Raw genomic sequence first — 22,675 nt, forward strand, 5'->3', positions numbered from 1 at the left:
GGATCGCCGGGGTCGGCATCCGTCGGCCCCATCGGCCGGCCGCCGCCCTGCGGGCCGCGCCCGTTGTTCGGTGGGTCGCCCGGGTCGGCATCCGTCAGGCCGCTCTGCTGCTGCCGTTGCTGGCCACCCTTGACCGGGGGCCGGCCGCCGCCGCGACCCTGGCCTGCCGGGTCACCCGGATCGGTGTCGGAGACGCCGGACGGCGCGTTCCGCGGCGGCACGGGAGCCGGGGAGGGCGCCGGCGCCGGGGCGGGCGTGCCGCCGCCTTCGCCCTTCACGCCTTGCGCGAGGGCCGCGCCAGGCAGCGCCGCCGTGCCGCCGGCGGTCGCCAGGCGCACCACCAACAGTCGCCGGGCGAGGCGGTAGTCGGGGGAATCGGTCATGGGGGCCGGCGCTCCACTGGGGTCGAGGCGGCTATTCTCGGCGTCGGACCGATGCCGAGACAAGTCCGACGCTCTCCGTGCGTGACACATTCCATGGGGCTTGCATTATTGTTCTCGTTTTGTTCTAGTTAACCCATGAGCACGCGCCCCGCCATCGACCCATCCCTGGTCATCCCGCCCCTCCCCATCGTGGTGCGCTTCGTCCCGGCGCGACGGCCCGCGCGCCTCGCGCGGCGCGTCATGCGCGACTTCACCGGCTTCCTTGCGCTGGCCTGGGCGGCGGCCGAAATCGCGCTCTGGGCCGGCGGGGCCTGAAACACGCCGCACGGGGTTCGGCTTCCGTGCGGGACGCATCGCGCGCGGAGCCGGCGGGGCGGCGGCCGCGCTCACCGGACTCAAAATGCAGCCGTCCGGGCCACCCCTCGACGCACCCTGCTGCGTGCCGGGTTGCGACGGGGCGCTTGAAACGCGGCATGCCCCGGCATCGCAGCGACGAGCCAGCCGCAGGCGGCGCGGTCAGGCGGCCCGGCTGCGCAGGATCTCGACCGCCCGGCGGAAGGCGTCGGCCATCCGCTCCGCCGGCATCGCGCCGGAGAAGAGAAGGTGCCGGTCCAGCACGAAGGACGGCACGCCCGTGACGCCCGCCTGCGCCAGGGCCTGCGATTCGGCAATCACCTCGGCGCGCGCCGCGTCGCTGCCGGTGAAGGCGTCCAGCGCCTCCTGCGGCATGCCTGCCGTCGCGCCCTCGGCCGCGAGCACCGCTTGGTCGCCGATGTCCTTGCCTTCCTGGAAGTAGGCGCGGAACAGGCGCTCCACCACGGCGTGCTGCACGCCGGCCGCGCCGGCCAGGCGGATCAGCCGGTGCGCCTGCACCGTGTTCGGCGTTCGCGCCATCAGGTCGTGGCGGAAGCCGATGCCCGCGACGCGCCCGGCCTCGGCCACCTGGGAGTCGAGTTCCTGCGAGCGTTCCAGGGAACCGAACTTCTCCGCGCGGTAGGTACGGCGATCCACCCCGCCTTCCGGCATGTCGGGGTTCAGCTGGTAGGGCAACCAGCCGACCTCGAAGGTCAGGCCTTCCTCGGCGAGGAGCGCCAGCGCGCCGTCGAGATGCGTCTTGCCGATCCAACACCATGGGCAAATGACGTCGGAGACGATCTCGAGCCGGCCGGCGGTCACGGGGGTGGCGGACATGGCTGGTTCCTGGGCTGGGATGTGCAGGAAAGGATGGGTGCGTGCAGCGGCGCCGGCAAGCGCTGCGGATGGTCATGGCGCGCGGCCCTGTCCATACCGCGATCCTCGTCTGCCTTCGGCGGATGGGCGGGGGGCTATGCCTGTCCGCCGCGGCAAAGCAGTCTGCGCCGTGATGACCGACATGACCTTTCCTTCCGCCCATCCCGCACCCTGGCCCGAGGCCGCGCCCGCGACGCTTGGCCTGGACCCGGCGAAGCTCGCCGACGCCGTCGCTCATGCCGCGGCGCACGAGACGGCCTGGCCCTACGACCTCGCCGGCCATCTCGGCCGCGGCGCCTTCGAGCCGCCGCCCTTCAACGAGGTGCTCGGCCCGCTCTGGCCGCGCGGCTCCTCCTGCGGCCTGATCACCCGTCATGGCGTCCTCGCAGCGCGCTGGGGAGACACGCGGGAGGTCAGCCAGACCTTCAGCATCGCGAAGTCGTATCTCTCCCTGCTCGCGGGCGTCGCCGTGGCGGACGGGCTGATCCAGGACATCGACCGCCCGGTGCGCGAGACGGTGGACGATGGCGGGTTCGACAGCCCGCAGAACGCGCCGATCACCTGGCGGCACCTGCTGACCAACACCTCCGAGTGGGAGGGCGAGCTGTTCGGCAAGGCGGATTCGATCGACCGCGGCCGCAACCTCGGCGTCGAGGGACAGGGGAAGAAGGGTGAGCGCGCCCTCGAGCCCGCCGGGACGCACTGGGAATACAACGACGTGCGGGTGAACCGGCTGTCGCTCGCGCTGCTGCGCGTGTTCCAGCGGCCGCTGCCGGAGGTCTTCCGCGAGCGCATCCTCGGGCCCATCGGCGGCTCCTCCGACTGGCGCTGGGACGGGTATCGCACCTCCTGGGTGACGCTGAAGGACGGCGGCCGCGTGCAGTCGGTGCCGGGCGGCACGCATTGGGGCGGCGGCATCGCCATCCATGCCGAGGACCAGGCGCGCATCGGCCTGCTGGCGCTGGCCCGCGGCCGCTGGGGCAGCGAATTCCTGCTGCCCGCCGCCTGGTTCGGCCTGTCCACCGAGGCCTGTCCGTTGAACCCGCATTACGGGTTCCTCTGGTGGCTGAACGCGGACGGGAAGAAGTATCCCTCCGCGGCGCGGGACGCCTTCTTCGCCTCGGGCGCGGGCGGCAACCTGACCTGGGTCGATCCGTCCACCGGCATCGTCGCGGTGCTGCGCTGGACGGACCCGGCGGCGATGGACGGCTTCATCGGCCGCGTACGGGCGGCGCTGACCACGTGAACCGCCGCGCGCCGGGCGCCCCGGCCCGGCGCGCCGCGCGATGCCGTGCTGCCGTTGCACGGCGTCACCCGCTCGGGCATGCATCGCCGAAGGGCGGGGGGACGCGCATGACGGACATCGGCATCGTCGGGCTCGGGCGGATGGGCGCCAACATCGCGCGGCGACTGCTGCGCGCAGGGCAGTCCTGCGTGGTGTGGGACCGCGATCCGGCGGCCATCGCCCCGGTGGTGGCCGACGGCGCGCGCGGCGTGGACGACCTTGATGGCCTGGTTGCCGCCCTGGCGCCGACCCGCGCCGTCTGGGTTATGCTGCCGCATGGCGATGCGACCGAGGCCGCCATCCGGCGGCTCGGCGAGTTGCTCTCCCCCGGCGACATCGCCATCGACGGCGGCAACACCCATTGGAAGGACGACATCCGCCGCGCGGCGGAACTGCGCGCGAAGGGGGTGCATTACCTCGACATCGGCACCTCGGGCGGAGTCTGGGGGCTGGAGCGCGGCTATTGCCTGATGATCGGCGGCGAAGCCGGGCCGGTCGCGCGCCTGGCGCCGATCTTCGCCGCCCTCGCGCCCGGGCGGGGCGACATCCCGGAAACGCCGCGCCGCGAAGGCCGCGCGCGCAACGTCGAGGAAGGCTGGCTGCATTGCGGCGGCCACGGCGCCGGGCATCTCGTGAAGATGGTCCACAACGGGATCGAGTACGGGATGATGCAGGCGCTGGCCGAGGGCCTCGACCTCCTCCGCCACGCCGACAGCCCCGAACTGCCCGAGGAGCACCGCATCGAGGTGGACATCGCCGATGTCGCCGAGGTCTGGCGGCGTGGTTCGGTCGTCACCTCCTGGCTGCTCGACCTGACGGCGGCCGCGCTCGCCGAGGACCCCGACCTCGCGAAGTATTCCGGCCGCGTCGGGGATTCCGGGGAAGGCCGCTGGACGGTGCAGCAGGCGGTGGAGACCGCGGTCTCCGCACCCGTGCTGACCGCCGCGCTGTTCTCCCGCTTCGCCTCTCGCGACGAGGGGCATTTCGCCGGCAAGGCGCTCTCGGCCATGCGCCACGGCTTCGGCGGCCACCTGGAGCCGAAGAAGGGATGAGCATTCCCGCCATCGTGGTGATGGGTGTCTCCGGCTGCGGCAAGTCCACCGTGGGCGCGCTGCTCGCCGAACGCCTCGGCTGGCCCTTCGAGGACGGCGATTCCTTCCACCCGCCCGCGAACGTCGCGAAGATGAGCACCGGCACGCCGCTGACCGACGAGGACCGCTGGCCGTGGCTCGGCGCCATTGCCGTGCGCATCGGCCGCGCGCGGGCGGAAGGGAAGGGCGTGGTGGTGGCGTGCTCGGCGCTGAAGCGGGCCTATCGCGACATGCTGCGCGACGGGCATGCCGACATCCGCTTCCTGCACCTGACCGGCGAGCCGTTCCTCATCATGGCGCGCCAGGCAGCGCGCCAGGGGCACTACATGCCGGCCAGCCTGATCGCGAGCCAGTTCGCGGCCCTGGAGCCGCCCGAAACCGAGGCGGATGTCATCGACCTCGATGTCGATCCCGAGCCGCCCGCGATCGTGGCCAAGGCGATCGCCGCGCTGCGGCGGCGCGGCGACCTGGCGTGACTATTCCGCCGCCATCGCCAGGCCCGGCACTGGCCCGCGGGTGATGGCGGTCATGCGGTCGCGCACGTCGAACATCCGGATCTGGAGGTCGGTGATGTCCGGGTTGGCCTTCATCCGTGCGACGATGGGGCCGTTGACATAGGCCTCGGCGCTGGCGCGGCTGTCGAAGAGATAGATGCCGCCGGCGCGGCGTTCCTCCTCCCCGTCGAGCCAGATCTTCCACTGCAGCCCCGGCACGGCGAGGAACTGCTTCGCGCGGTCGTCGGTGTAGCGCGCCTCCCATTCGGCCTTGGGCATGTCGGGGCGGGTGTAGTTCACCTGGACGATCACCATGGCGCGTGTCCTCCCTTGGATGCGCAGGGGCATCCTAGCGCGGAACGCGCCGGCGCAACGCGCGGAAGGCGCGGCGACGGCGGGGCGGGCATGAAGGGCGCACAGGAGACACGCACCATGACCATCGCCGATCTTGCCCTCGACCTCCGCGGCACCGACTTCCAGCGCGCCGTTTGGGCCGCGCTGCGGGAGATCCCGCCGGGCTGCACGATGACCTATGCCGAGGTCGCCGCACGCATCGGCCGCCCCGGCGCCGCACGCGCGGTGGCGCGGGCCTGCGCGGCGAATCCGGTCGCGCTCGCGGTGCCCTGCCACCGTGTCGTGCCGGCCTCGGGCGGGACCGGTGGCTGGCGGTGGGGCGCGGCGCGCAAGCGGGTGCTGCTTGCGAAGGAGGGTGCGCGGTGATCGCCGCGCGCATCGCCGGTCTTGATTGGGCGCGGATCGAGGCGGAACTCGACGCCTTCGGGTGCGCCATCACGGGGCCGCTGCTGGGCGCGGAGGAATGCGCCGGGATCGCGGGCCTCTACGACCGGGAGGAGGGCTTCCGCAGCCGCATCGTCATGGCGCGGCACGGCTTCGGGCGGGGCGAGTACAAGTACTTCGCCGCCCCGTTGCCCACGCCGGTCGCGGCCCTGCGAGAGGGCTTCTGGCCATATCTCGCGCCGGTGGCGAACCGCTGGAACGAGGCGATGAGCCTGGCGCCGCGCTTTCCCGGACGGCACGCCGAGTTCCTCGCGCGCTGCCATGCCGCGGGCCAGACGCGTCCGACGCCGCTGCTGCTGCGCTACGAGGCGGGCGACTACAACTGCCTGCACCAGGACCTCTATGGCGAGCACGTTTTTCCGTTGCAGGTCGCGGTGCTGCTCTCGGAACCCGGGCGGGACTTCACGGGCGGCGAGTTCGTGCTGACCGAGCAGCGTCCGCGCATGCAGTCGCGGGCCGAGGTGGTGCCGCTGGCGCAGGGTGAGGGCGTCATCTTCGCCGTGCATCACCGCCCCGTCTCCGGCACGCGCGGCACCTACCGGGTGAACATGCGCCACGGCGTCAGTCGCCTGCGCAGCGGCCGTCGCCATACGCTGGGCGTCATCTTCCACGACGCCGCGTGACCTTTGTGCCGGGCACGCCCGAAAGGTCACCAAAGAAGAAGGGGGGCTCGGGGGGAATTCCTTCCCCCCGACCTTCTCCCCGCTTCAGTTCTCCAGCGCCTGATACGCCAGCATGTTGATCAGCCGCCGATAGCGCAGCCGCATCGCCCCCGGCGCGTGCGCCATCAGCACCACCGCGAGCCGTTCCGCCGGATCCACCCAGAAATACGTCCCGAACACCCCCGACCAGCCGAAGGCCCCCGGCGCGCCCATGAAGGCCGACCCGCCGGCGTTCCTGCGCACCGCCACCGTCAGGCCGAAGCCGTAGCCGGTGAGGCCCGGGTCCATCCGGTCCGGCCCGCCCTCGATGCCCTGCAGGTGGTCCGAGCCCATCCAGCGCACCGCCGCGGGCGAGAGCACGCGCTCCCCGCGCAGCGAACCGCCTGCGCGCAGCATCTCCGCGAAGCGCAGGTAGTCGGAAGCGGTGGAGACCAGCCCCGCGCCGCCCACTTCCAGCCTCGGCGCCGAAAGCGGCGCGCGGACGGATTGCGGCGCCCCGGTCAGCGGGCAATTCGGCAGCGCCTGGGCGAAGCGTGCGGCCTTGCCCGCCGGCAGGACGTAACCCGTTTCCTCCATGCCGAGCGGGCCGAAGATGCGTTCCCGCATCAGCGTGCCGAGCGAGGCCCCGCCCGCCGCCTGCGCCAACAGGCCGAGCACGTCGGTGGAGAAGCCGTATTCCCAGGCCTCGCCAGGATGGTGGCGCAGCGGCGTGGCGGCGAGCACCCGCGCCAGGCTTTCCGCATCATGCTCATGCGCCACGTTCAGCGAGGAACCCGGATGCGCCGAATGCACCGCGGTGCCGCCGAAACCGCCATAGACGAAGCCGGTGGTGTGGCGCGCCGCATCCTGCACCGTCATCGGCCGGCGCTGCGGTTCCAGTTCGAGCGGCCCCTCGCCCGAGAGCATCCCCGGCGTCGGCTTCGCCACCTGCATGTCCATCAGCGGCGGGACATAGGCGCCGACCGGGTCGGAGAGCAGCAGCCGCCCTTCCTCGACCAGCGTCAGCGCCGTGACGCCGCAGACCGGCTTGGTCATCGACGCGATGGCGAAGATCGCATCCGGGCGCATCGGCACACGCGCCGCCGCATCCAGCCAGCCGACGGCTTCGAGGTGCACGAGCCGCCCCTCGCGCGCGATCGCCACCACGCCGCCGGGGAAGCGGCCCTCCTCCACCTCGCGTTCGAGCGCCGGCCGAATGCGCGCGAGCCGCGCGGAGGACATGCCCACCGCCTCGGGCCGCGCGGGGGGAAGGGGCGGGGTGTCGGTCTGGATGACAGCCATCAGTGCGCGCCTTCTCCGGCATAGGGGTTGGTGCGGCGCTCGGTGCCGAAGGTCGAGCCGGGCCCGTGCCCACAGATGAACTGGATGTCGTCGCCGAGCGGAAACAGCTTCTCCCGGATCGAGGAGATCAGCGCCTCGTGGTCGCCATACGGGAAATCCGTGCGCCCGACCGAGCCCTGGAACAGCACGTCCCCCACCAGCGCGAAGCCGAGCGCGGTGTTCACGAATACCAGGTGCCCCGGCGTGTGCCCCGGGCAGTGCAGCACGGCGAATTCCTGCCCGGCGATCTCCACCGTCTCGCCTTCTTCGAGCCAGCGGTCGGGCGTCACCGCGCGCATCTCCAGGCCATAGCGCGCGCCCTGCTCGGGCAAGGTGTCCAGCAGGAACGCGTCGGCGCGGTGTGGGCCCTCGATGGGCACGCCCAGCGTCTCGGCCAGTATCGTGGCGGCGCCGGCATGGTCCAGGTGGCCATGGGTCAGCAGGATGCGCTGCACCTTGATGCCAGCCTGCTGGATCGCTTCCTGAATGCGGTCCGCGTCGCCGCCGGGGTCGACGACCACGCCCTCCTTCGTCTCGTCGTCCCAGATGAGGGTGCAGTTCTGCTGGAAGGGTGTGACCGGCAGGATGGCGGCGGCGATGCTCATGGCCGGACCTTCGCCCGGGGCCGCGGCCGCGTCCAGCGGCGGGCCGGGCGCTTGCCCGCCGCCACCCGCACCACGTCCCGCGCGCGCCCCGGCCGGCAGGATTCGCGCACGGGTTCACCGTTCATCAACCCAGGCGCGAGTTCCTGTTGGAGACAGGATCGCAGGATGCGATGACGACATACACCTTCCCCGACATAGCCGGCGGCAGCCTGGTCTTCGCGCCGGCGTCGGACCTGCTCCACTTCCCGCTCGGCTGGCCGGCGGCTTCGGTGCGATTCGCCTTCTCCGGCGCCGACCTGCTGATCACCTCGCAGGGGGAAACGGCCAGGCTGGTCGGCATTGGCCTCGGGGGCGCATCGGGGCTCAGCGCGGCGAACCTGGTCTTCGCCGACGGCAGCGTCCTGATCCTCGACGGCGCCGGCAACAACAGCCGCACGGGCGGGGAGGGGGCGGACTGGATCGCCGTCGATCGCGGCGGCCTCGACACCGTCTCGGCCGGCGGCGGGGACGACCGCATCGAGGCCGGTGCCGCGCTCACCGCCGGGGATGTCCTCGATGGCGGCGCCGGCACGGGCGACACGCTGGCGGTCTCGGGCAATTTCTCGGTGGTTCTTGCGCCGACCACGCTCACCGGCATCGAGCGCATCGAGGTCGGCACGGGCGAGGCCGCGCTGACGCTCGACCCCTCCACCGTCGCCACCGCGACGCCCGGGGCCGGCACGTTCTTCACCGTGGATGCCAGGGCGCAGGGCATCGGCTCCCGGCTGGTGCTCGACGGCAGCGCCGTGGCGGGGGCCGGCATGGCCATCCTCGGCGGGGCGGGCGACGATTCCCTGATTGGCGGATCCGGCGCCGACAGCCTCGCGGGCGGCACGGGGGATGACACCATCCTCGGCGGCCAGGGCGACGACACCATCGAGGGTGGCGCCGGCGCCGACCTGCTGGATGGCGGCGCCGGAGACGATCTCTTCCTTTTCGACGCACCGGGCGCGCAAAGCCCGCCCGCCACGCCCGACCTGATCCTGAACTTCGAGGGCGCGGGCCGCGACGGGGGCGACCGCATCGTCCTGCCGCCGACGCTGCTCCTCGGCCGGGCCATCGCCTTCCACGTCCCGGCTGCCGACTTCGCCTTCGAGGGCTACGACGGTTCCGGCGTGCAACTGCCGGCGAGCCGCATCGGCGACGGCTTCGCCGACGTGCTGTGGCGGGCAGTGGAAGGTGCGGCCTGGCGTTTCGAGGTCTGGGCCGACCTCGACGATGACGGCCGCTTCGGTGCCGGCGACCTGTTCCTGCGCATCGCCGTGCCCGCGGGGGATGCCGCCACGACCCTCTCGGCGGGCGACTTCCTCGCCGAATTCGGCGGCTTCGTCGGCGGACCGGGCGCCGATACGCTGGCCGGCGCCGGGGCCACCGACGACGCGATGTGGGGGGAGGGTGGCAACGACCTCCTCTCCGGCGGCGACGGGGTGGACTGGCTGGATGGCGGGCTCGGGGACGACACGCTGCTCGGCGGCGATCTCGCCGACGAACTGCACGGCGGGCCGGGTAGCGACTGGCTGGAGGGCGGCGACGGCTGGGACACGCTCTTCGCCGCCGATCCCTACCTCCCCGAATCCGAGAGCCCCGAGGACCGCAACATGCTGCTCGGCGGCGCCGGGCCGGACATGCTCTTCGGCGGCATCGGCCTCGACACGCTGCTCGGGGGGGCGGACGACGACCTGCTCTGGGGCGACGGCGGCGACGACTGGCTGGAGGGCGGCGACGGCAACGACCTGATCCACGCGCGCGAGGGCAATGACCGGCTCGACGGCGGGGAGGGCGACGACACGCTGCTCGGCGGCCGCGGCGCGGATACCTTCATCGGTGGCGGTGGCGCCGACCTCTTCATCGTGGACCTCTCGGCCCAGGGGCTGAACGAGACCTCGGGCGCCGCGCCGGACTGGCTGGTGGATTTCAGCGCTGCGGCGGGCGACCGCATCTCGCTCGGCCTCGTCAACGGGCTGGTGGCCGGCAACTTCGGGCCGGGCCCGCTCGCCTGGCGGGGCACCCTGGCGCCGCGGGACGCCGCTCCCGGCATCCCCTTCGGCCTCGCCCTGCCGGGGGACGGCATCGGGCCGGGCTACTACCAGGCGTGGTGGCTGCCGGCGCTTACGGGCGGGGCGGCGGCGGGCGGCTGGTTCGTCATCGACCTCGACCAGGACCTGATCCTCGATGCCGACGACGCGGTGATCCGCATCGGCACCACCGGCTCGACGGCGGCGCTGACGCCGGACGCCTTCGTGGAGGGCACGTTCCGCGTGCTGGTCGGCGGCAGCGGGTCGGACAGCCTGACCGCGGCCGCCTCGGGGCAGGAGATCTTCGGCCTGGCCGGGGCGGACCGGCTCACCGGGCGCGGCGGCAATGACCGCCTCGTCGGCGGCGACGGAGACGACACGCTGGTCGGCGCGGCCGGCAACGACCAGCTCTGGGGCGGGTCCGGGAATGATTCGCTCGACGGCGGTGCGGGCAATGACGAGCTCTTCGCCGAAGGGCCCGGCGTCGCGGAGGTGGACAGCATCTTCGCGCGCAACACGCTCGTCGGTGGCGACGGGGCGGACAGCCTCTGGGGCGCGGACGGGCGGGAATCGCTCGATGGCGGCGCCGGGCACGACTGGCTCTATGGCGGCATCGGCCTCGACACGCTGCGTGGCGGGGACGGCAACGACACGCTGCTGGGTGGGGACGGGGCGGACTTCATCTCCGGTGGCATGGGCGCCGATTCCATAGATGCGGGCGCCGGCGACGACACGGTGGAATACGACCCGGCCGACCCGTTCGTGGACGGGGGCGATGATTTCGACATGCTCGTCCTCCTCGCCCCGGCGACGGTGACGCTGGACAGCCTGATCGACCAGGTATCCGGCGGCGGAATCGCCATCGGCTTCGAGGGCGTGGACGCGACCGGCGTGGCCGGGGCCGTCGCGCTCTACGGCTCCTCGGGGCGCAACCGGCTGCTCGGCGGCGCCTTCGCCGACCGGATCGAGGGGCGTGACGGCAACGACACGCTGGAAGGGGGTGGCGGCGACGACACGCTGGAAGGCGGCGCCGGCGACGACGTGCTGCAGGGCGGCGCCGGGGCGGACGTCATCAATGGCGGCACGGGCTTCGACATCGCTTCCTACGAGATGTCGAGCACGGCGGTGACGGTGGCGCTCTACAATGGCAGCGCCTCGGGCGGCGCGGCGGGGGACCGGTTCAACGGCATCGAGGGGCTGCGCGGTTCCGCCCATGCCGACATGCTGCAGGGGTCCAACTTCGACGACTGGCTGGAGGGCATGGCCGGCGCCGACACGCTAATCGGCTTCATCGGCCGCGACACGCTGGTCGGGGGTGCGGGCCTCGATCTCCTGCGCGGCGGGCCGGGGGATGACTGGCTCTTCGGCGGGGATCACATCGACACGCTCGAGGGCGGCGAGGGCGATGACGTGCTGGACGGCGGGGACGGCGTGGACCGCCTCTACGGGAACTCCGGCAACGACCTCTATTACGTGGACCGGATCGGCGATCTGGTCTTCGAAGGGGTGGGGGCCGGCATCGACACGGTGATCTCCTCCGCCAACCATTACCTGCATGCCAATGTCGATTGGCTGGTGCTCGCGCCGGGCACCGGGCCGTTGTTCGGCGTCGGCAATCCGCTGGCGAACACCCTGATCGGGAACGAGTTCGCCAACCTCCTGATCGGCATGGCGGGCGACGACACCATCCGCGGCGGCAACGGCAACGACCGCCTGCAAGGGAAGGAAGGGGCCGACTGGCTGTTCGGGGACGACGGCGCAGATTCCGCCTGGGGCGGCGATGACGCCGACATCATCGATGGCGGTCTCGGGCGCGACTACCTGCTGGGGGAGGGCGGCAACGACACGATCTACGGCGGCCCCGATGCGATCACCGACGTGCTCTACGGCGGCTTCGGCGATGACTGGCTCGACGGCGGGCCGGGTTACGACCTCATGTATGGCGGGCCGGGAAACGACGTGTACATCGCCTCCCAGCAGATCGAGCTCATCGTCGAGGGGGTGGGCCAGGGCTGGGACCGGGTGATCGCCTACGGAAGCCAGCCTTTCACCCTGTCCGACAATGTCGAGGAACTCTGGCTCGACGGGCCTTCCGCGGGCATCGGCAACGTGCTCTCCAACCGCATCCTCGGTTCGAGCCGCGCCGAGAACCTGTTCGGCCGCGCCGGCAACGACACCCTCATCGGCGGCGGCGGCAACGACAATCTCTACGGGGAAGCCGGGCGCGACTCGTTCCTCTTCGGCGCGGGCTCCGGGGTCGATGCCATCCGCGACTTCACCCCCGGCGAGGACCGCATCCTGCTGCAGGGCCTCGCCCTCAAGACCTTCACGCAGGTGATGGCGGCGACACGGCAGGGCACGAGCGGCGCCATCATCGACTTCGCGCCGGGGGATTCGGTGCTGCTCGCCGGGGTGCAGAAGGATGCGTTGACCGCGGGCGATTTCGTCTTCCTCGCGTGACCTTTCCTCCCCACATGGCGAAGTTGGTGTCGCGATGACGGAGGCAGGCATGAGCGGACAGGCGGGACACGAGGCGGCAACCCTCGGTGGCGGGTGCTTCTGGTGCCTGGAGGCGGTGTTCAAGGAATTGCGGGGCGTGGTGTCGGTTGCGTCCGGCTATGCCGGCGGCCATGTCGCGAACCCCTCCTACGAGCAGGTCTGCGGCAAGAGTACCGGCCATGCCGAAGTGGTCCGCGTGGTCTTCGACCCGGCGGAACTCTCCTATGCCGACCTGCTGCGTGTCTTCTTCACCATCCACGACCCGACCACGAAGGACCGCCAGGGGGCGGATGTCGGGCCGCAATATCGTTCCATCATCCTCGCCCATTCCGAAGCCCAGGCGGCGACGGCGCGGGAGGTCATGGAGGAGGTCGCGAAGGCCGGCATCTGGGACGGACCGCTGGTGACCGAACTTGTGCCCGAGGCCCCCTTCTGGCCGGCCGAGCCCGAGCACCACGACTACTTCGCCCGCAACCCCTGGGCGGGCTATTGCCGCGCGGTGGTGGCACCGAAGGTGCTGAAGTTCCGCAAGGTCTTCGCGGATCGGCTGAAGCGGCCGGCGGCATGACGGCGACCGGCAAGAAGGACAGGCAGATGCGATCGAAGCACGACGAGACGGAAGCCGAGACCTTCCCGGTGACGAAGACCGAGGAGGACTGGCGCGCCGCCCTTACCCCCGAGGCCTTCCGCGTGCTGCGCCAGCACGGCACCGAACGGCCCGGCACGTCGCCCCTCAATGCCGAGAAGCGTGCCGGCACCTTCACCTGCGCCGGCTGCGGCACGCCGCTCTTCGACGCGGCGACGAAGTTCGAGAGCGGCTGCGGCTGGCCCTCCTTCTTCGCGCCGCTCGAGGGGGCGGTGGCGACCCAGCTCGACACCTCGCACATGATGCGGCGGATCGAGGTGCATTGCGCGCAGTGCGGCGGCCATCTTGGCCATGTCTTCCCCGATGGGCCGCAACCGACCGGGCTGCGCTTCTGCATGAACGGCGTGGCGATGGGGTTCGCCCCGGAAGAGGCGTGAGCCGTCGCGCCCGGGCGTTGCCGGTGCGCGCGGGTCGGCAACCCCGGGTTGCAGGCGCTTGATCCGCGTCATGGCCCGCACCTCCGCCTGCATTCATGCCGACTCCGCGCTTGCTTCCGGGGCAGTGCCGGCGCAGGTTCCGCCGCGACTGCGCCCCCTGCTGCCACATCCGAGCCTGCCCGACCCATGCGCCGCCTAGCCGCTTTCCTGATCCTTCCCTTCCTGATGCTGGCGCGCCCGGCCACAGCGGACATCGTCTATGTCCTCAATTCCGGGGATTCGAGCATCTCGATCCTGGATGTCGCGACGCGCACCGAGCTGCGCCGGATCCCGGCGCTGCGCGAGGTCCATCACCTGGTCCTCGCCCCGGGCGGCCGCGACCTGCTGATCGCGGATTCCGGCGGCAACGAGATGCTGTTCGTCGATCCCACCACCGGCGACGTCCGGCGGCGCGAGAGGATCTCGAACCCCTACCACCTCGATTTCTCGCCCGACGGGAAGCACCTGGTCATCGCCAGCCTGCGGCGGAACCAGGTGGACATCTACGACGCCGAGAACCTGACGCTGCTGACCCGGCTGCGCACGCCGGACAAGCCCTCCCACATGGCGTTCCGGCCGGACGGGAAGGTCGTCTATGTCACGCTGCAGGGCAGCGGCACCGTCATCGCCATCAGCCTGGAGACGCGGGAAGTGCTGTGGGAGGCGCCGGTCGGCCGCGAGCCCGCCGGCATCATCTGGCACCGCGGCCGGCTGATCGTGGGCGTCATGGGCGCCGACTACTTCGCGGTGATGAACCCCGAGACGCGGGAGGTCGAGCGCCAGATCCCGATCGGCCGCGGCGCGCATACCATCTTCGCCTCGCCGGACGGCAAGGCGCTCTGGGCCACGAGCCGGGTGGAGAGCCGCCTCGCCGAGATCGACCCCAGCACGCTGGAGGTCCGGCGCGTCATCGACATCCGGGGCGGGCCGGACTGCGTCACCTTCGACCCGGAGGGGAACCTCTGGGTGACGTTGCGCTGGGTCGGGCGCATCGCGCGCGTCGATGCGCGCACCGGGGAATACGAGACGATCCGCGTCGGCCGCAGCCCGCACGGGATCTTCTTCCAGCCGCGCCGGGCGGAGAGTGTCGGGAATTAGCCGCCTGCGCCTGCTCGCGCCGCTGCTCGCGCCGCTGCTCGCGCTGCTGGGCGGCGCGCCGGCGGTCGCGCAGGTGTCGCCGGCCTGCCCATCGGGCACGCTCTACCTGACCATCGACACGGGATGGGGGAGGGAGGCGGAACGCATCGCCGCCATCCTCAAGCGCCGCGACGTGCGCGCGACGCTCTTCGTGGCGAACGAGCCGACTCATACGGGCGAGCGCAGCCTCGGCCCCGGCTGGGCCGCCTTCTGGCGCGCCCGTGCGGCCGAGGGCCACGTCTTCGCCACCCACACCGACCGCCACTGGTATTTCCGCGGCGATGCCGGGGCAGGGCGCACGCGCTACGTCTCCCGCACCAGGGAAGGCGAGGAGGTGCTGGACCAGGCCGCCATGTGCCGCGAACTGGCCCGCCCGATCGAGCGCCTGCGCGAGGCCGCGCCGGATGCGACGGTGCTGCCGCTATGGCGCGCGCCGGGCGGCATCACCACCCCGGGCGCGATCCGCATGGCCGAGGCCTGCGGCCTACGCCACCAGGGCTGGACGGCCAACGGCTTCCTCGGCGACGAACTGTCCAGCGAGGCGCATCCCAACCGCGCGCTGGCCGACCGCGCCATACGCAACGTCCGGGACGGGGAGGTGCTGGTCATGCACTGGGGCATCCGCAGCCGCCGCGACCCCTATGCCAATGTGCTGGAGGAGGTGATCGCCAGCCTCCAGTCCCGCGGCTTCTGCTTCGCCACCCTGCCGCCCTCCGGAAGGCGCTAGAATTCATTCGCCATGATCGAATCGTTCAACCGCGCGCTCGACGACCTGACGGGCTGGATCTTCGCTACGCTGGTGCAGCCGGCGATGTACGAGATCGGCCTGATGGACTGGGCCGACGATGCCATCGACTGGATCCAGTTCGGCCTTTTCGGGCTTTTTTCCATCGTGGTGGTCTATGTCGTCTGCCGCCCGCTCGAGGCCTGGCGGCCGGTGGAGGAGGTGACCGACCGCGGCGCCATCCGCACCGACATCGTCTACACGCTGTTGACGCGCCTGGGCGTGTTGCCGCTGGTGGCCTTCGTGGTGCTGAACTCGCTGCAGGCCTGGTGGGCGGGGACGGTCGCGGACAGCGGCTTCGTGCCGCCGACGCTCGAGAACGTGATCCCCGGATTGCGCGAGGCGCCGATCCTCGCCTTCTTCCTCTACGTCGTGATCCTCGACTTCGGGGAATACTGGCGGCACCGCTTCCAGCACCGCTTCGGCTGGTGGTGGGCGCTGCATTCCATCCACCACGCGCAGCGCCAGATGACCTTCTGGACCGACGACCGCAACCACATCCTGGACGAGGTGCTGGCGGCGCTCTGGTTCGGCATCATCGCGCTGCTGATCGGCGTGCCGCCGGGGCAGTTCCCGCTGCTCGTGCTGATCATGCGGCTGGCCGAAAGCCTTTCCCACGCCAATGTCCGCCTGTCCTTCGGGCGGGTCGGGGAGAGGCTGGTGGTCTCCCCGCGCTTCCACCGGTTGCACCACGGGGTGCTCTCGGTCGCGGATCACGGGAAGAACTACGCGGTGCTGTTTCCCGTCTGGGACTGGATCTTCGGCACCGCCGACTTCCGGCGCGACGTCTTCCCGCGCACCGGCGACCCGGAAGCGCCGGAGGCACTGGCGACCGGCGGCTGGCTGCGCCAGCAGGCGGTGGGGCTCAGGCGCATGGCCGGTGCCCTGGTGGGCCGCGGCGGGGGCTGAGGCAGGCCGGGCGGAAGCGCCCGGATGCGACCTCGTGCGGGTCTTGATTGACAGCGGGCTGCCGCGGGCGAGAATCCACGGGATCGTTTGCCACTCGGGTAGCAACCTCAGGGAGGCGACAGATGACGATCGCGAACCGGCTTCGTGAATTCATGGACGGCACAGGCGTCACCTACGGCGAGGTGGCGCACGGGGAGGCGATGACCAGCGCCGGCGCGGCCCATGCCGCGCACGTGCCGGGGCGGCAGGTGGCCAAGCCCGTGGTCATCCACCATGAGGTGGGCTACGCGCTCGCCGTCGTTCCCAGCACGCACCGCGTGGAACTCAGCACGCTGCAGGACGTCATGCAGCGGCGCCTCGGCCTCGCGACCGAGCAGGAGATCTCGAAGCTCTTCGACGATTGCGCGGTCGGCGCCGTGCCGCCGATCGGCGCGGCCTATGGCGTGCCGGTCTATCTCGACGAGAGCCTCGACAAGGCAACCGACCTCTATTTCGAGGCCGGCGACCACAGGACGCTCGTGCATGTCTCCGGCGACGCGTTCCGCGCGCTGACCAGGGATGCGAAGCGGGCACGCTTCAGCCACGCGGCGTAAACCCTGGCGGCTGGCGCTTCGGCCGCCAGCATTCCTTCGGGGCTGTGCGCGCCGCGCCGGATCGGCCGCCCGTGGCGGGACCGATCCCGATCAGGTGGGAGCATCCGGTCGGGGGAACGTGTCCGTGCGCGACGTGACAGGCGCCGCCCCCACCGCGAGCCGGAGCGGACGCTGCCCTATGGCGCCGGGCGGGCCGCCATGGCGCGGGTGCCTTCGTCCATGCGCGCCTCGTAGGTGATGCCGCGCCGCGTGGCCCAGGTGTTGATGAGATGGAAGATCGGGATCAGCGCCTCGTCGTCCATCGCCAGCTTCACCACGTCATGCAGCACGCGTTCCCGCTCCTCGTCGTCCAGGATGGTGGTGGCGCGGTCCACGAGCGCGTCCAGTTGCGGGTTGGAATAGCGCCCCGCATTGGAGGCGCCGCGGCGCTGCTCGCGGTTGTAGGTGCCCATGATGTTGATGGCGGCGTAGGAGGCCTCCCCGGTCGAGGAGCCCCAGCCCGCCAGCCGGATCGGGAATTCCTGCCGCGCGGCGCGGGCGGAGAAGGACGACCAGGGCAACGCCTGGACCTCGGTGCGGATGCCGATGCGCGTCCACATCTGCGCCACCGCCTGCGCGGTGCGGGCATCGTTCGGGTAGCGGTCGTTGGGCGTCACCAGGGTCAGGCGGAAGCCCTGCGGATAGCCGGCCTCGGCCAGCAGGCGGCGCGCGCCGTCGGGGTCGAAGGCCGGCACCGGCACCGCCGGGTTGAAGGAATAGACGCCCGGCGGCAGCCACTGGCCGGAGGGCGCGGCGGTGCCTTCCATCACCCGGTCCGCCAGTGCCTGCCGGTTGATCGCCGTGGAGAGCGCGCGCCGCACCCGCACATCCTTGAACGGGTTCGCGGCGATCGGCTGGCCGGCATTGTCGGCGACCATCGGCAGGTTGCCGTCGCGGGAGAAGTCGGCCTGGATGTAGATCATCCGCAGGCCCTGGATCTGGTGCAGCGCGACGCGGCTCTCCCGTCGCAGGCGCTCGATGTCGGAGGACGGCACCTGGTCGATCAGGTCGATGTCGCCGGCGAGCAGCGCCGCGGTGCGCGCGGAATCATTGGCGATGACGCGCCAGACCGCGCGCGACCAGGGTTCCCGCTGGCCCCAATAGGCGTCGTTGCGCTCGAACTCCACGCGCTCGCCGGGAGCATGGGAGCGCAGGCGGTACGGGCCGGTGCCGATGGCGGCGCGGCCGCTGTTGTAGTCATCCGTCGTCGCACCCTCGCCGGCATGGCGGGAGACGATGAAGATATAGGAGAGATCGACCGGCAGCAGCGGATGCGGCGCGCGGGTGTGGATGCGCAGCGTCAGCGGGTCCACCACCTCCACCCGCTCGACCATGCGCAGGAAGCCGCCGAAGCCGCCGGGGCTGTTCGGCACGTTGGGCGCGCGCCCGAAGGTGAAGACCACGTCGTCGGCAGTGAAGTCCCGCCCGTCGTGCCACTTCACGCCCGCACGCAGCTTGAACTCCCACACGGTGGGGGAGATTGCGCGCCAGGATTCCGCAAGGCCCGGGAAGGTGCGGACCCGCGCGTCGCGCTCCACCAGGCGGGAGAAGATGTGCGCGGCGACGGATGAATTCGGCGCCGCGTTGAAGAAATGCGGGTCGAGCGAGGTCGAGGGCGCGCCCGCCCCCATGGTCAGCGTCTGCCCCAGCGCGGGGGTCGAGACGGCGGCGGCAAGCAGCAGGGCGAGGCTCGAGCGGCGCATGGGTCCTCCGGCGGCAAATCCCGGTGGGCAGCATGGCAGCTTTCGCGTGGCCGCGAAGGACCTATCCCATGATCCGTTTCCCGCAGGCCCCGCCGGCGGCCAAGCGAGACGGTACCACCGGGCGCTTTCGCGGATGGGCGCAGCCGGTCCATCATGCTTACCTTTCCGGGAGACGCCGCGCATGATGACCCGCCTCGCCTCGGCTGCCCTGCTCGCGGCCGTCGCACTGTTCGCCGCACCGGCCGGCGCGCAGCCCGTGCCGCCGGAGCGCGTGCTGCGCATGGTGCCGAACGCGGACCTGCAGACGCTCGACCCGATCAACACGACGGCGGGCGTCGTGCAGTCCCACGCGCACATGATCTACGACCAGCTCTTCGGCCGGGACGAGAACCAGCGCCCGCAGCCGCAGATGGTCGGCGACTTCTCGGTCAGCGCCGATGCCCTGGCCTGGCGCTTCACGCTGCGCGACGGCCTCGCCTTCCATGACGGCGCGCCGGTGACGGCGGAGGACGTGGTGGCCTCGCTGCGCCGCTGGGGCGCGCGGGACCCGCATGGCCGGCAGATCATGGCCATCACCGAGGCGCTGGCGCCCGAACCCGATGGGAAGTCCTTCACCTGGCGCCTGCGCCGGCCCTACGGGCTGATGCTCGATGCCCTCTCGAAGCCCGCCGGGAACATGCCGGCGATCATGCCGGCGCGCGTTGCCGCGACCGATCCCTTCACTGCCATCACCGAGACCGTCGGCTCCGGCCCCTTCGTCTTCGTGCGCGAGGAATGGGTGCCCGGCAGCCGCGTCGTCTATCGCCGCAACCCGGCCTATGTGCCGCGCGCCGAGCCGGCCTCCGGCACCGCCGGCGGCAAGGTCGCACATGTCGACCGCGTGGAATGGCTGAACATCGCCAATGCCCAGACCGCGGTGCTTGCGCTGATCCAGGGCGAGCTCGACTACGTCGAGAGCCCGGGCGTCGATTTCCTGCCCATGCTGCAGCGGCGCGGCATGCGGATCATCCGCACCAATACGCTCGGCGCGCCGGGCATGATCCGGATGAACCACATCCACCCGCCCTTCAACGACGCGCGCGCGCGGCAGGCGCTGATGCTCCTGGTGAACCAGGAGGAGATCCTGCAGGCGATGTTCCCCGACCCGTCGCTTTACCAGGTCTGCCACGCCTTCTTCGTCTGCGGTTCCCCGCAGGAGACGAATGCGGGCGTGCCCGAGGGGCTCGGCTCCCCCGCGGCGCGGGAGCGCGCGCGGCAATTGCTGCGCGAGAGCGGCTACGACGGCGCGCCAATCGTCATCATGGACCCGACGGACAATCCCTTCGTCCATGCCGCGACGCTGGTGCTGGCGCAGCAGATGCAGCAGGTCGGCTTCCGCACCGACGTGCAGGCGACGGATTTCGCCTCCATGGCCCAGCGCCGCGCCAATCGCCGGCCGCCGGCCGAGGGCGGCTGGCATATCGGGCTGACCTTCTGGAACGGGCTCGGCGCGTCGGACCCTGTCGGCAACGTGCCGATGCAGGCATCCTGCGAGCGCGCCTGGCCGGGCTGGCCCTGCGACGCCGACCACCAGGCGCTGATCGACGCTTTCCCCTATGCCGCGAATGAGGCCGAGCGGAGGCGCATCCTCGATGCGCTCCAGGAAAGCGCCTACCGCCTCGTGCCCTATGTCCCGCACGGGCAGTGGTACCTGCCCTCGGCGATCAGCCCGCGCATCTCCGGAGTGCTGGCGATGCCCGGCATCATCATCGCCTGGAACGTCCGCAAGGCGGCGCGGTAGGGCGCCGTCAGGACGGCAGGAAGGACAGCGCCAGCCCCGCCGCCGCGCAGACCGCGAGCACCCGCGCCAGCCCGAGCTTCAGCCCGAACAGCAGCGCGGCGGCGAGCAGCGCGAGCGCGACCGCGCTCGGCTGGACCGTCGTGACCACCGGGATGTCGATGGCGGCCGGGCCGAGCGGAACGCGGTTCACCTCCGCGAAGATCACCCGCAGGCCGAACCACAGCGCGAGGTTGCCGATCACCCCGACCACCGCCGCCGTCACCCCCGCCAGCGCGCCCTTCAGCCGCGGTTCGTTGTGCATCCGCTCGACGAAGGGTGCGCCGAGGAAGATGAAGGCGAAGCACGGTGCGAAGGTGACCCAGAGAGTCAGCAGGCTTCCGCCGACGCCGCCGATCACGCCGCTGTCTCGGTACCCGGCCAGGAAGCCGACGAACTGCAGCACGAGAATCAACGGGCCGGGCGTCGTCTCGGCGAGGCCGAGCCCGGCCAGCATTTCCGGCGCCGTCAGCCAGCCGTAGTTCTCGACCGCCTCCTGCGCGACATAGGCGAGCACCGCATAGGCGCCGCCGAAGGTGACGACAGCCATCTTCGAGAAGAACCAGGCGACGTCACCCCAGACGCCGCTGCCGTAGAGCAGCGCGACCGGCCAGAGCCAGAGCGCCAGCGTCAGCAACCCCGCCCGCCGCGCCGCGGGCGTCATGCGCGCGATGCGGTCCGGCTCGGCGGCGAGGACGGCGTCGAGCAGCGCCGGCGGTCCCTCCTTCGCCTTGCCGTGGCTGCCGGCGACGAAGGCCGCGGGCAGCGCATAGCCGATGGCGAGCGCGGCCAGCACCACTGCCGGGAAGGGCACGTCGAAGGCCGCCAGCGCGATGAAGGCCGCCGCCGCAAGCGCCCAGGCCGCGCCGCCGTGCAGGGCCCGCCTCGCGACGCGCAGCAGCGCCTCGACCACCAGCACCAGCACGGCGCATTTCAGGCCGAAGAACAGGGCGGCGACGACGGGAACCTCGCCAAGCGTCGCATAGATGATGGACAGCGCCAGCATCACGACGGCGCCGGGCAGGACAAACAGCACCCCCGCCGCGACGCCGCCCTTCACCCCATGCATCAGCCAGCCGAGATAGGTGGCGAGCTGCGTCGCCTCCGGCCCCGGCAGCAGCATGCAGAAGTTGAGCGCATGCAGGAACCGCGCGTCGGAGACCCAGTGGCGGTCGTCCACCACCTCCCGGTGCATGACCGCGATCTGCGCCGCCGGCCCGCCGAAGGAGAGCAGGCCGACGCGCAGCCAGACGCGCAGCGCCTCGACGAAGGTCGGGAATTGCGGCTGCGGCTTCATGCGGGCTTTCCCGGGTTCGGCCAGTTGTGGGTTTCGTCGGTCGCGTCGCGCGCCCAGCGGTAGAAGGCGTCGTAGAGCGTCATGCCCGCGTCGAGCTGCGCCAGGTCGTCGCGGTGCATCCGCGACAGGCCGAGCGAGGCGGCAAGCAGCCCCGCCGCCTCCGGTGCCAGGTCCGGCCGGGCGGTGTCGGCGCCGCGGACGACCAGGGCAAGACGATCCAGCGCCGCGGTATGCAGGGCGAATTCATCGAGCATCACGTCGAAGGTGCAGGACTCGCCGCGATGGGACCAGAAGACGCCCTCGACGTCGAAGGGGGTGGCACCGAAGCGTTCCGCCACGGCGGGTACTTCGGAGGGCGCGACGTAGAGGAAGACCGCCGAGGGATCGACGAAGCGGCGGATCAGCCAGGGGCAGGCGATGCGGTCCACCTTGGGCCGCGCCCGCGTGACCCAGAGGGTGCGCCCCTGCGCGTCGCGCGGCGGGACGTGGGTAGGCGAGACGAGCGGCAGGCCGGCGTCGCGCCAGGCCTCGAAGCCGCCCTCGACGGATTCCGCGTTCGCACCGGCATGGCGCAGCCAGGCGGCGACACCCTGGCTGAGCTTCAGCCCCCTCTGGCAGACCACGGCCACGTCGCGCCCGGCGAAGGCGCCGGCCCAGGCGGGGACATCGCCATGGCCGCGGCGGATGGCGCCGGGCAGGAAGCGAGGATCCGCGGCCGCGTCCTGCTCGGTGCGGACATCGATAAGCACGGGCGCGTCGGGCAGGCCGATGCGCCGGGCGAGTTGCTGTACGGTGACAATCGTCGGAGCCGGCATAATGGCGTCCTCTCCACTGGGAGTTTGGGACGCGATGCTTCGGCCGGAGCCTCACGGGGTGATCGCGGACATCCCCTTGGCGCAAAGGGTGGGTAGCGG

General features: G+C 71.7%; 21 protein-coding genes and 1 pseudogene. 14 read left to right on the forward strand and 8 right to left on the reverse strand.

The window, feature by feature from the left end; genetic code table 11:
- Nucleotides 1-383: pseudogene (locus GXW76_RS05380) on the reverse strand (hypothetical protein); the annotation flags it as partial.
- A 135-nt stretch (nt 384-518) separates the two neighbouring features.
- Between GXW76_RS05380 and GXW76_RS05385 the strand changes: the two are divergent.
- A complete protein-coding gene (locus tag GXW76_RS05385; protein ID WP_211860966.1) occupies nt 519-698 on the forward strand; it encodes a hypothetical protein in 180 nt (59 codons plus the stop codon).
- Nucleotides 699-899: 201 nt separating this feature from the next.
- On the opposite strand, the gene GXW76_RS05390 is transcribed toward GXW76_RS05385, so the two are convergent.
- On the reverse strand, nt 900-1,574 hold the full coding sequence (locus GXW76_RS05390) for a DsbA family oxidoreductase (protein ID WP_211860967.1): 675 nt from the start codon (nt 1,572-1,574) through the stop codon (nt 900-902).
- Nucleotides 1,575-1,746: 172 nt separating this feature from the next.
- On the opposite strand from GXW76_RS05390, the gene GXW76_RS05395 reads away from it, so the two are divergent.
- From GXW76_RS05395 to GXW76_RS05405, 3 genes are read left to right on the forward strand one after another with little or no spacing between them, the layout of a single operon-like run.
- Complete coding sequence (locus GXW76_RS05395) at nt 1,747-2,859, forward strand: serine hydrolase domain-containing protein (RefSeq protein WP_246513940.1); 1,113 nt, start codon at nt 1,747-1,749, stop codon at nt 2,857-2,859.
- Nucleotides 2,856-3,950 (forward strand): phosphogluconate dehydrogenase (NAD(+)-dependent, decarboxylating), encoded by a 1,095-nt coding sequence (gene gnd, locus GXW76_RS05400; RefSeq protein WP_338150891.1) that lies wholly within the window; start codon nt 2,856-2,858, stop codon nt 3,948-3,950. The genes GXW76_RS05395 and gnd overlap by 4 nt, the downstream gene beginning before the upstream one ends.
- Nucleotides 3,947-4,465 carry a gluconokinase gene (locus GXW76_RS05405; RefSeq protein ID WP_211860969.1) on the forward strand — a complete coding sequence of 173 codons (519 nt, stop codon included), beginning with the start codon at nt 3,947-3,949 and terminating at the stop codon, nt 4,463-4,465. Before gnd ends, GXW76_RS05405 begins: the two co-directional genes overlap by 4 nt.
- Here the strand turns inward: GXW76_RS05405 and GXW76_RS05410 are convergent, their stop codons facing one another.
- Nucleotides 4,466-4,798 carry a YdhR family protein gene (locus GXW76_RS05410; RefSeq protein WP_211860970.1) on the reverse strand — a complete coding sequence of 111 codons (333 nt, stop codon included), beginning with the start codon at nt 4,796-4,798 and terminating at the stop codon, nt 4,466-4,468.
- A gap of 117 nt (nt 4,799-4,915) precedes the next feature.
- Between GXW76_RS05410 and GXW76_RS05415 the strand changes: the two genes are divergently transcribed.
- Both GXW76_RS05415 and GXW76_RS05420 read left to right on the forward strand, forming a co-directional pair.
- Nucleotides 4,916-5,203 carry a methylated-DNA--[protein]-cysteine S-methyltransferase gene (locus tag GXW76_RS05415; RefSeq protein ID WP_246513941.1) on the forward strand — a complete coding sequence of 96 codons (288 nt, stop codon included), beginning with the start codon at nt 4,916-4,918 and terminating at the stop codon, nt 5,201-5,203.
- Nucleotides 5,200-5,904 carry a 2OG-Fe(II) oxygenase gene (locus tag GXW76_RS05420; RefSeq protein ID WP_211860972.1) on the forward strand — a complete coding sequence of 235 codons (705 nt, stop codon included), beginning with the start codon at nt 5,200-5,202 and terminating at the stop codon, nt 5,902-5,904. Before GXW76_RS05415 ends, GXW76_RS05420 begins: the two co-directional genes overlap by 4 nt.
- An 84-nt stretch (nt 5,905-5,988) precedes the next feature.
- Here GXW76_RS05420 and GXW76_RS05425 read toward each other — a convergent pair whose 3' ends face one another.
- Complete coding sequence (locus GXW76_RS05425) at nt 5,989-7,224, reverse strand: serine hydrolase domain-containing protein (RefSeq protein ID WP_211860973.1); 1,236 nt, start codon at nt 7,222-7,224, stop codon at nt 5,989-5,991.
- Nucleotides 7,224-7,868 carry an MBL fold metallo-hydrolase gene (locus tag GXW76_RS05430; RefSeq protein ID WP_246513942.1) on the reverse strand — a complete coding sequence of 215 codons (645 nt, stop codon included), beginning with the start codon at nt 7,866-7,868 and terminating at the stop codon, nt 7,224-7,226. Before GXW76_RS05430 ends, GXW76_RS05425 begins: the two co-directional genes overlap by 1 nt.
- A 170-nt stretch (nt 7,869-8,038) precedes the next feature.
- Between GXW76_RS05430 and GXW76_RS05435 the strand changes: the two genes are divergently transcribed.
- The 7 genes from GXW76_RS05435 to GXW76_RS05465 all read left to right on the forward strand — a co-directional run bounded on the left by GXW76_RS05435 (nt 8,039) and on the right by GXW76_RS05465 (nt 16,906).
- Nucleotides 8,039-12,382 carry a calcium-binding protein gene (locus GXW76_RS05435; RefSeq protein WP_211860974.1) on the forward strand — a complete coding sequence of 1,448 codons (4,344 nt, stop codon included), beginning with the start codon at nt 8,039-8,041 and terminating at the stop codon, nt 12,380-12,382.
- Nucleotides 12,383-12,431: 49 nt separating this feature from the next.
- Entirely contained in the window at nt 12,432-12,989 is a 558-nt protein-coding gene (msrA, locus tag GXW76_RS05440) for a peptide-methionine (S)-S-oxide reductase MsrA (RefSeq protein ID WP_211860975.1), read from the forward strand.
- A 26-nt stretch (nt 12,990-13,015) separates the two neighbouring features.
- Nucleotides 13,016-13,444 carry a peptide-methionine (R)-S-oxide reductase MsrB gene (gene msrB, locus GXW76_RS05445; protein WP_211860976.1) on the forward strand — a complete coding sequence of 143 codons (429 nt, stop codon included), beginning with the start codon at nt 13,016-13,018 and terminating at the stop codon, nt 13,442-13,444.
- A gap of 186 nt (nt 13,445-13,630) precedes the next feature.
- Complete coding sequence (locus GXW76_RS05450) at nt 13,631-14,581, forward strand: YVTN family beta-propeller repeat protein (RefSeq protein ID WP_246513943.1); 951 nt, start codon at nt 13,631-13,633, stop codon at nt 14,579-14,581.
- Nucleotides 14,568-15,347 carry a polysaccharide deacetylase family protein gene (locus GXW76_RS05455; protein WP_338150892.1) on the forward strand — a complete coding sequence of 260 codons (780 nt, stop codon included), beginning with the start codon at nt 14,568-14,570 and terminating at the stop codon, nt 15,345-15,347. Before GXW76_RS05450 ends, GXW76_RS05455 begins: the two co-directional genes overlap by 14 nt.
- Before the next feature lie 12 nt (nt 15,348-15,359).
- Nucleotides 15,360-16,313: a sterol desaturase family protein gene (locus tag GXW76_RS05460; protein ID WP_211860978.1), complete on the forward strand. Its 954-nt coding sequence runs from the start codon at nt 15,360-15,362 to the stop codon at nt 16,311-16,313.
- 122 nt (nt 16,314-16,435) lie between these two features.
- Nucleotides 16,436-16,906, forward strand: a complete 471-nt coding sequence (locus GXW76_RS05465) for an aminoacyl-tRNA deacylase (RefSeq protein WP_211860979.1) — start codon at nt 16,436-16,438, stop codon at nt 16,904-16,906.
- A 176-nt stretch (nt 16,907-17,082) separates the two neighbouring features.
- Here the strand turns inward: GXW76_RS05465 and GXW76_RS05470 are convergent, their stop codons facing one another.
- Complete coding sequence (locus GXW76_RS05470) at nt 17,083-18,648, reverse strand: ABC transporter substrate-binding protein (RefSeq protein ID WP_211860980.1); 1,566 nt, start codon at nt 18,646-18,648, stop codon at nt 17,083-17,085.
- Nucleotides 18,649-18,829: 181 nt separating this feature from the next.
- Here GXW76_RS05470 and GXW76_RS05475 point away from each other — a divergent pair, with 181 nt between their 5' ends.
- Complete coding sequence (locus GXW76_RS05475) at nt 18,830-20,428, forward strand: ABC transporter substrate-binding protein (protein ID WP_211860981.1); 1,599 nt, start codon at nt 18,830-18,832, stop codon at nt 20,426-20,428.
- Nucleotides 20,429-20,435: 7 nt separating this feature from the next.
- On the opposite strand, the gene chrA is transcribed toward GXW76_RS05475, so the two are convergent.
- Together chrA and GXW76_RS05485 are read right to left on the reverse strand one after the other, a co-directional pair.
- Nucleotides 20,436-21,761, reverse strand: coding sequence for a chromate efflux transporter (gene chrA, locus GXW76_RS05480; RefSeq protein WP_211860982.1), 1,326 nt, complete (start codon nt 21,759-21,761; stop codon nt 20,436-20,438).
- The gene (locus tag GXW76_RS05485; protein ID WP_211860983.1) at nt 21,758-22,576 is read right to left on the reverse strand and encodes a chromate resistance protein ChrB domain-containing protein; all 819 of its coding nucleotides are present in this window, start codon (nt 22,574-22,576) and stop codon (nt 21,758-21,760) included. Before GXW76_RS05485 ends, chrA begins: the two co-directional genes overlap by 4 nt.
- Nucleotides 22,577-22,675: the final 99 nt, after the last annotated feature.

Source organism: Neoroseomonas soli (genome assembly GCF_018129065.1).
GTDB classification, from domain to species: Bacteria; Pseudomonadota; Alphaproteobacteria; order Acetobacterales; family Acetobacteraceae; genus Neoroseomonas; species Neoroseomonas soli.